This is a genomic window from Kitasatospora sp. NPDC001683, from assembly GCF_053596495.1.
In genome coordinates this window covers 1-6,311 of record NZ_JBSFGK010000186.1, presented here as the reverse complement: position 1 = coordinate 6,311, position 6,311 = coordinate 1, and the positions used below count along the sequence as shown (strand labels likewise).

The following is a 6,311-nucleotide window of genomic DNA, read 5'->3' as shown; positions in this document are numbered from 1 at the left end:
ACGTCGAAGCGCTCCGGCTAGATCACGCTCAACGCCCACGGTCCTCGCAACTCCCGCAGATCGCGGGTGTTGCGAGGACCGTTAGAACCGAAGAACCCGGTCGGGGCCTTCTTCGTGTCGTGGTCTCAGTTCCGGTCTCAGTTCGTCGGCACGGGGTGAGCAACTGCTCCGGACCACCCCGGCGGCACCGGAGTCCCGGAGAACCCGACCGCTGCCACGCACATGATCCCCGCTTGAACGGGTAGCCGCGTGGTTCGAGGAGCTGCAACGGGAAGCAGGCGAACCACCGTGGAGAGTCACCTCGGCCCAGCAGCAGTCCGCCGTCACTGCCATCTGGATTTCACCGCCGGAAGTGGAGCGTCCCCCGTCGGCGAAGGGCGGGCGTTCACCCGTCAAACCCTGTCCGGTTGGCACCTCGCCCCGTCCGTTCTCGGCGACGACGTCCAGCTCATCGTCTCGGAACTGCTCACCAACGCCGCCAGGTACACGGCAGGCCCACTCGCACTGGATCTGGACCAGAACGGCCCGTGCCTGCGCATCACCGTCACCGACCCCCGCTCCGGTACCGCACTGCCCGATCCCGGCACACACCAGCCGACCCGGGTCGGCGGCCACGGCCTGTTCATCGTCGACCGCCTCGCCCTCTGCTGGGGCGCCCTCCCGAACGACGGCGGCAAGGCCGTATGGGCCGAACTCCTCGTCCCTTCCGAACAACCACCGTCATCGCCTTGAAGCCCCGCGCCGTGACACGGATCCGCGGGCGAAAACTCGACCACGCGTTCCACGGTGTGGCCCGTCAGCGGATCCTCAAGTCAGGCATTGCAAAAGCGGAATCCGGGTTCATACTTGTGGTATGTCGGATGAGCGAGAGCCGCGAACGAGCTGGACGTTCCTGACGCAGCACGCGCGTGTGCTGTTGATGATCTCGCGGGACGCGGACATCCGCTTGCGGGACCTGGCCGCGATGTGCGGTATGACCGAACGGGCCGCGCGGGCGATCGTCACGGACCTGGAGAAGGCCGGATACCTGACCCACACCCGACACGGACGCCGCAACCGCTACCAGGTAGTTCGCGGCACGTACTTCCGTCATCCCGCCGAAGGCCACCGCGAGATCGCCGGACTGCTGGCCCTGTTCGCCGACCTCGCCCCCGACCTCGGCCGCCAGCCAGCGACCGCCACCGGTGATCATCATGATGAGCATCCGTGAACCCGCGCCGTCCCGCCTCCCGCACCCCTCCGCACCTTGTGCGCATCCCGGCCGCCAGGCCACCGCCCCCTCCCGTTGAGGAGGCGAGTCCAGTGCCCAACACCATCGGATCCACCCGGCATGAGTGCCCCGACCCCCTGCGCGTTGTCACTCCGCACCTGCGGATCACCACCACGAAGCTCCCCGGGACGGCCGTGATCGTCCGCCTCGACGGCGAAGCGGACCAGGAAGAGCGCCGCAAGCTGGACAACGCCCTCTCCCGCGCTCTCCAGGACCGCCCACCCCGGCTGGTCATCGACCTGGCCGGCCAGACCTTCTGCTACTCCGTGTGCCTCAATGCCCTCCTCGCCGCCCGTCTGGACGCGAGGGCCGCAGGGGTGGAAATGGTGCTGGCCGCCCCGCCGGCCCAGACCATGCGATTGCTGGAGATCACCGGCACCGACGAGCTCTTCACCGTCCGGAGCAGTGTGCGCGCCGCCCTGGCGGGCATCAGGGAGATCGGGTGAGGAGCTCCAGATGGACACTCCGTCTCGCTACGCGGTGACCCTTCCGGGTGTACCCGGCAGGCACGGTCCGCTCGAGGTCGTCGTCGTTCATGCCACGGACGAGGTGACCGCGGACGGGGCCCCGGTCTACGCGGACAAGGCCGGCACCTTCCGCGTAGAGATCATCGGGGAGACGGCCCGAGCGCTCGCCGAGCCGACCGGACAGGGACGGCACACCTGCCTGCACGCCACCCCGCTGCCCTGACCTCGCCGCAGTTTCGCTCCGGGCGTGGCCCGACCTGCCACCATGCTCGATTCCTGACCGGCGCAAACAGCCCGGAGCCATGAGGACACCGAGGATGAAGCCGTCCTCGTCGACGACGGGCCAGACCGCCAGGTGCTTGATCTGCATCGCGATCGCGGCCAGGGCCAGGGCCAGGGTCGGCCAGGCGAACGGGCCGCGCTGGTGCGAGGTGGCACTGATCGTGGTCCGCTCGGTGTACCAGGAGCGGGCCAGGAACGGGTGGATCCCGGTACGGGTGACCAGCCCCTCGCACCGGCCGTCGTGGTCGCGGACGAGCAGGTACTCGATGTCGGCGCCGCGGAAGATGTCATTGGCCTGCTCGACGGTGTTCTCGTCGGCTATCTGGTAGTCGCAGGGGTCCATGGCGTCGGCGACCGTGAGGCCGTGGCCGGGCCGTGCCGACTGCGGGGAGTGGGTGGTCACGGTGTTCACCGTTCCCGTCCCCGGCTGTCCGCTGGGGGCTGCCGGGCTGTCCTTCACCCAGAACGAAGCCGGAACGGGTACCGGAATGCGACATGCCCTGGATGTCTACGGCCCTACTCCCGTGGCGGGCGGCCCGGAGGAGACCGTTGCGGAGTAGCGTGGGAGACAACCGAGGACATTCCGCACACCGGCATCAGCGCCGACGTCGCCCTGGGTCGTAATGGGTCCCTCGTGGACCGGACGGGCGGCTTCGCATGATGCCGATTCCTTTCCCCATTTTTTCCTCTCCCGGGTCGTGGTCGGTGCCCGGTACCCCGCTGCTGCCGCGGCTGGAACTGGAGCCGACGATGTCGCGGGAGGGCGTCTTCGACGGCGCCTGGTGGCCGCGCTCGAACCACGTCCTCGCCGAACTGCCGGACCTGATCACCGCGCTCGGCGCCCACTTCGGGCGCATCGTCCGGGTCGGCCTCGACACCACGGCCTGGGATGGCGTGCCCCGGTCCGTCGCGGCGAACGGCCTGACAATCAGGATCAACTGGTTCGCCGGCAGCGATGCGACGATCAGCGTCACCCGGGGCTTCCAGGACCACTTCCTGCTGCTGGTGGTACCGCCCGGCACCGACCCGGTGACGGCCGCCTCGGCGATGGCCGGCGCCTCGGCGACCGGGAACCACACCCCGGCGGCAGAACTCCTGCTCGGCTGAGCGGTCCGGCACCGCCGCGTACCGAACGCCGGCCGAAGTCTTCTCCGCCGGGCTGCACGGCGCTCCCGCCGTGCAGCCCGGCTTCATGGCCGCTCGTCCAGGCGGGCGGCCGCACCGGCGTCGACCGAGATGGAAGTCCGGGGGCGCGCGACATTCGAGAGCGGCCTGGGGCCATCGGCGTCGCCCCCTTCCCAGAGGCGGATTCTTATCACCCGGGGGCCGGGAGCAGGCCGGGAGAGCGTGCGCACGAACACCTCCCGCAGGTGGTTGGCCGCCCGCTGGGGCGGCCCGTCGCACTCCAGCGGATTCTGCATGGGATTGCCGTCCTGCCGGGACCAGTGGCCTTCGTCGTCCTGCGTCTCCAGAACCCATCGGTAGTGCCGCATCCTGGCCTCCCGTGCCGACGATCCCGCCCGGGGACACGACGGTATGGGCGGGACGGAGCAACCGCGGCCGGTGGACTCCGCCCGGCTACCGCTGAGCAGCCGGGCAACCGCCGCCGACGGCCTGCGGTTCGCCCGGAACGGATCGCCGTCAGTACTCGGAGCCGCTTCGCAGGTAGGTGCCCACGACCTGGAGCCACGCCCCGGCGCTGAAGCACGCCTCGATCCGGTGCGGCGTGTCCTCGAAGACCCGCAGGACGCGCAGCGCGCCACTCGGATGCAGGTCGTACTCGAAGGTGGCCCCATCGGAGACGTCCTCGTACTGCAGGTCCAGCGGCCCCTTCGACGGCTCCGCCGGCGCCCGGGCGTCGACCGAGAGTTTCACGTAGACGGACATCTCCGCGTCCCGCCTTTCCTGTCTGCCCGAGGAGCCCGGCCCACGAGGCCGCCCCTCAGGACGCTTCGGCCGGTGGCTCGGGACCGATGCCGGTGGCGATGAGGATCTGCCGTGCCGAGTCGGTTCCGCCGGCCTCGACCGCGCGGGCCATCGCGGCCAGGGCCGCCTCCTGGCTCGCCTGCGGGGGGACGACGAGCAGGCTGAAGTGATCGCGGTCGCCCCGCGTGATGATCACGGTGTCGTCGCCGACCGGGTACCGGTCGATGTGCACCGACCGGCCGTCGACGACCAGGCGGGCCGGGACGTCGTCCCAGGCTTCCGTGTCCAGGCCGACGCTCAGGATGGGGCCGAGGTGTTCGGTCAACGCGCGGACCAGGCCGGGAAGTTCGGCGCTGATGTCCCGTGAATGTGGCCACCACGCGCCGTCGAGCGCACCTTCGCGTGACTGGGTGGTCTCCAGGCGCAACAGGACCGTCCCCGGCTTCGCGGCCTGCCGGAACCGGTCCGGCAGAAGCCCGTAGTGCGAAGCGCTGGTTTCGTCCGACATGGCTCGCCACCTGTCCGCGGGCGCGGGCCGAGCCAGCTGAGCGAGGGCCGACCCTCAGCGCGGCGGCTCGGGCCGCCCCGATATCCCCACGGTACTCCGCCCGCGCCGGACCGATCCGGCCGCTCAGGAGAGCCGCGGCGGGGGCGCGGGTGTCTCAGCGCCACTCGATCAGGAACAGGGTCGCGTCGTCACTCGTACGACCGCCCCGCTTCTCCTTCAGGACGTGGGAGAGAGCGCGCACCACGGCCCGCACCCCGGCCTGCGAGCGCTCGACGCGGTTGACCCAGTCGATGAGCTGTTCCTCCCCGAACTGATCCCCGCCGGCCTCACGCTCCTCGACCAGGCCGTCGGTGAAGCACAGGACCCGGTCACCGCGCCGCAGCACCCGCTCGCTGATCACCGGCTGCTCGCCTCCGAACCCGACCGGCAGGGTGGTGGCGCTCTCCAGCCTCTCGACGACGACGTGGTCGCGGATCAGCAACGGCTGAGGATGACCGGCGTTGACCCACTGCAGGTGGCCGGTCCCGGCGTCCAGGCGCATCATCTGCGCGGTGACGAAGTGGTCCGGCCCGAACTGCTCGGCGATGGCCCGGTCCATGAACGCGTAGATCTCGGCCAGTCCGATGTCGGCGCGCCGGGCGTGCCGGTACGCGCCGATGGCCACGGTCGCCATGGTCGCGGCGTCCAGCCCGTGGCCCATCGCGTCGATCGTGGCCACGTGCAGGAGGTCGTCGTTGAGCGCGTAGTCGAAGCTGTCGCCGGCCACCTGGTAGGCGGGTTCGAGGATGCCGGCCACGGCGACCCGGGGAACAGTCATCGACAGCGGTGGCAGCAGCGACCACTGGATCTCGGCGGCCACGCTCATCGGTTCGAGGCGCCGGGCCTGGAAGATCCGGTCGGTGTAGCCGCTCTTGGTGATCAGCAGATCGGCGACCAGGGCGGCGAGGCGCCGCAGCAGCAGCCGGTCGTCGTCGTCATCGACGGCGTCCAGCGTGAGGGCCAGTACCCCCATCTCGTCGCCGCCGTCCAGCAACGGCAGGTACACCCGCACCCCGTCGGCCTGCGGTTCCTCGACGGGGACACCGCGCAGGAAGGCCGCACCCGCGGGGGAGCCGTCGATCGGCACCGGCTCCCCGTCGGCCAACCCCCGCCCCGGAAGCGGCGCCAGCATCACCTGGCCGTAGTCCTGCAGCAGGAGCGCCGGGTCACGGCCGCCGAACCCGCGCACCGCGTCGGCGACCAGCGGGGCGATCAGCTGGGGCGGCAGCTCGCGGGACTGATCGAGCAGCGCGCCCAGCAGGCGTTCGCCGTGCCCCTCCGACCGGTCCGGTCCCGCTGCGCCGGACGGCTGCTCACCGCTCATCCTTGACTCACCGCCGACCTGCTCCTGTCGCGGGCACTCGGCCCCGGCTTGATCAACCCCACCAATCGGTGCAGTTCGCCGGGGGCAGGTCCTTCCATTACGCCCGACGGCAGTGCATTGCGCCCCCGGTCGCGCTCCTCCTCACGGTCGCCCGCCGGTACGACCGCCGGGCCGGGCGGAGCACAGCCTCCACCGTGGTTGCAGTTTCGGTTGCATTCAGCTCCGTCCGTTACCGTTCAGAGCTCTGACGACTGGACGCTCCGCCGCAGGTCAGGACACGTGTGGACCTTCCCGGACAATCGGACGAACATTTGGAAAGCGTGTTGGGGGCAACCCCTCACGAGTTCGAATCTCGTATCCTCCGCCTCTGCCCAGCTGGGCAGTTGAAGGCCCCGACCGGGTTCTTCGGTTCTAACGGTCCTCGCAACACCCGCGATCTGCGGGAGTTGCGAGGACCGTGGGCGTTGAGCGTGATCTTGCCGGGTTGCGGGAGCG

The 6,311-nt window shown here is 70.3% G+C and carries 9 protein-coding genes and 1 pseudogene; 5 read left to right on the top strand and 5 right to left on the bottom strand.

Features of this window, described 5'->3' with window-relative positions:
- Positions 1-288 precede the first annotated feature (288 nt).
- The 4 genes from ACWCYO_RS40000 (at position 289) to ACWCYO_RS39985 (ending at position 1,960) form a co-directional block, all read left to right on the top strand.
- A complete protein-coding gene (locus ACWCYO_RS40000) occupies positions 289-732 on the top strand; it encodes an ATP-binding protein (RefSeq protein ID WP_449786977.1) in 444 nt (147 codons plus the stop codon).
- Positions 733-853: 121 nt separating this feature from the next.
- Positions 854-1,210: a winged helix-turn-helix domain-containing protein gene (locus ACWCYO_RS39995; RefSeq protein ID WP_449786976.1), complete on the top strand. Its 357-nt coding sequence runs from the start codon at positions 854-856 to the stop codon at positions 1,208-1,210.
- A 92-nt stretch (positions 1,211-1,302) separates the two neighbouring features.
- Entirely contained in the window at positions 1,303-1,716 is a 414-nt protein-coding gene (locus ACWCYO_RS39990) for an STAS domain-containing protein (RefSeq protein ID WP_449786975.1), read from the top strand.
- Positions 1,717-1,726: 10 nt separating this feature from the next.
- Positions 1,727-1,960 (top strand): DUF6296 family protein, encoded by a 234-nt coding sequence (locus tag ACWCYO_RS39985; RefSeq protein WP_449786978.1) that lies wholly within the window; start codon positions 1,727-1,729, stop codon positions 1,958-1,960.
- 276 nt (positions 1,961-2,236) lie between these two features.
- Here ACWCYO_RS39985 and ACWCYO_RS39980 read toward each other — a convergent pair.
- Positions 2,237-2,362, bottom strand: a pseudogene (locus tag ACWCYO_RS39980) (CBS domain-containing protein); the annotation flags it as partial.
- 362 nt (positions 2,363-2,724) lie between these two features.
- Here ACWCYO_RS39980 and ACWCYO_RS39975 point away from each other — a divergent pair.
- Positions 2,725-3,126, top strand: coding sequence for a DUF5994 family protein (locus tag ACWCYO_RS39975; protein ID WP_449786974.1), 402 nt, complete (start codon positions 2,725-2,727; stop codon positions 3,124-3,126).
- An 83-nt stretch (positions 3,127-3,209) separates the two neighbouring features.
- Here the strand turns inward: ACWCYO_RS39975 and ACWCYO_RS39970 are convergent, their stop codons facing one another.
- The 4 genes from ACWCYO_RS39970 to ACWCYO_RS39955 all read right to left on the bottom strand — a co-directional run bounded on the left by ACWCYO_RS39970 (position 3,210) and on the right by ACWCYO_RS39955 (position 5,816).
- Positions 3,210-3,512, bottom strand: a complete 303-nt coding sequence (locus ACWCYO_RS39970; protein ID WP_449786973.1) for a hypothetical protein — start codon at positions 3,510-3,512, stop codon at positions 3,210-3,212.
- A 148-nt stretch (positions 3,513-3,660) separates the two neighbouring features.
- On the bottom strand, positions 3,661-3,906 hold the full coding sequence (locus tag ACWCYO_RS39965; RefSeq protein WP_449786972.1) for a hypothetical protein: 246 nt from the start codon (positions 3,904-3,906) through the stop codon (positions 3,661-3,663).
- 55 nt (positions 3,907-3,961) lie between these two features.
- Positions 3,962-4,453 carry a DUF5994 family protein gene (locus ACWCYO_RS39960; protein WP_449786971.1) on the bottom strand — a complete coding sequence of 164 codons (492 nt, stop codon included), beginning with the start codon at positions 4,451-4,453 and terminating at the stop codon, positions 3,962-3,964.
- A gap of 154 nt (positions 4,454-4,607) precedes the next feature.
- On the bottom strand, positions 4,608-5,816 hold the full coding sequence (locus ACWCYO_RS39955) for a PP2C family protein-serine/threonine phosphatase (protein ID WP_449786970.1): 1,209 nt from the start codon (positions 5,814-5,816) through the stop codon (positions 4,608-4,610).
- Positions 5,817-6,311: the final 495 nt, after the last annotated feature.